This is a genomic window from Saccharothrix deserti (assembly GCF_009769385.1).
In the GTDB taxonomy this organism is placed as follows: domain Bacteria; phylum Actinomycetota; class Actinomycetes; order Mycobacteriales; family Pseudonocardiaceae; genus Actinosynnema; species Actinosynnema deserti.
This window is the reverse complement of record NZ_VKAB01000150.1, coordinates 1-1,378: the sequence shown is the minus strand read 5'-3', so window position 1 is coordinate 1,378 and position 1,378 is coordinate 1. Positions and strand designations below refer to the sequence as shown.

Annotated in this window: 1 protein-coding gene; it reads left to right on the top strand. The window is 68.7% G+C overall.

Annotated elements, in window-relative coordinates; genetic code table 11:
- Positions 1-279 precede the first annotated feature (279 nt).
- Positions 280-1,378: tetratricopeptide repeat protein (locus FM051_RS49945; RefSeq protein WP_158854991.1), on the top strand; the 1,099-nt coding region annotated here is incomplete at its 3' end.

Here is a 1,378-nt window from a genome sequence, read left to right as displayed (position 1 = left end):
GGCGGCCGGACGCGACCAGGTCGAGCACCTTGCGCCGGAACTCGGATGGGTACCGCTTGGGATCGTGGGCCGTCCTCCGGGCTACCGAGACGAGTGATCATCCAGTAACCCGACTCCGTACAACCAGGGGAGGATCATCTCGCCGAAGACCAGATCGAACTCGCGGGCGAGGGCTGAGCCGGGGGCCGACGTCCCGGCCGGGGCCTTGTCCAGGGTCGTGACCATCCCCATCGGAGGCTGCAAGCCGATGTCGGGGGGTGGTGGCTAGGGTGCACCGCCATGGATGCTGCTGATCTTGACTACCAGGCCCGGACCTTGTCCGGTTGCATTCCTCCGCTCCTCGTCTCCCGGCTTCTTGAGGTCGGCCATGGGAAAGAAGTGGAGTTCCAGGCTGGCCGTGGGGAATGGTTCTGTGCGCGTGAGTGGACACGGCTGCTCGGTGTCCAAGGGCGGCAGGCCGAGGCGTTGGAGGTGCTCGCTCCGTACGTCGCCACGGGCTGGTGGCCGGCCGCCCAGGCCCAGGCGGAACTACTGGAGAGCTGGGGGCGGGCAGAGGAGGCGATCGCGCTGGCCCGGCCGTACGCAAAGGCCGTAAGGCTCCCGCTGGAGTTTTTCGCGCGGCTGCTGGCCCGGCACGGACGCCAGGATGAGGCGCTCGTGTTGCTGAGCGCCGGAATCGAAGACTGGTTCCTCGCCACTGCTCTGGTAGAGGTTTCCGAGGGGGCAGGCAGGGACGAAGACATCGCTGCGCTGCTGGCCGCGCGGATCCCGGCCCAGCACCGATGCGACGGTCCTTGGTGCTGCCGCGGCCTCGACCCGGACACGGCAATCGGCCTGGTTGCCGCGATCCGCGAGCGCCAGGGCCGCATCGACGAAGCGATCGCCCTGCTGCACACCCGGCAGCACATCACCTCCGTGAACAACCACGACCAGTTGGCCGACCTGCTGGCGAGGCATAACCGGATCGAGGAACTGCGTGAGTACGCGGCGTCCGAGTACCACGGGCACGCCGCGCAGCGCCTGGCCGAGGTGTTGGAGGAGCGTGGTGACGTGGAAGGCGCGATCGCCGTGTACCGGCAGCCGGGCGACTCACCGGCCCGTCAGTGTCACGGTTCGGTCCAACTGGCGCAGCTCCTGGCCCGGCATGGCCGGGGCGACGAGGCGATCGAGGTGATGCGCATGCTCGCGGACTCTCCCGGCGGCGCGGAGGACTGGATCGTCGACACGCTGTGCACCCTGTACGCCGACCATGGCCGTGCCCGGGACGGCCTGGCCTACCTCGACACCCTCAAGGCGCGCCGCGACGGCGAGGAGGAGTGGGACTTCTTCAGGATGCGGCTTCGGCTCATGGCCGACTGCGGCCTGCTCGATGAAGCAA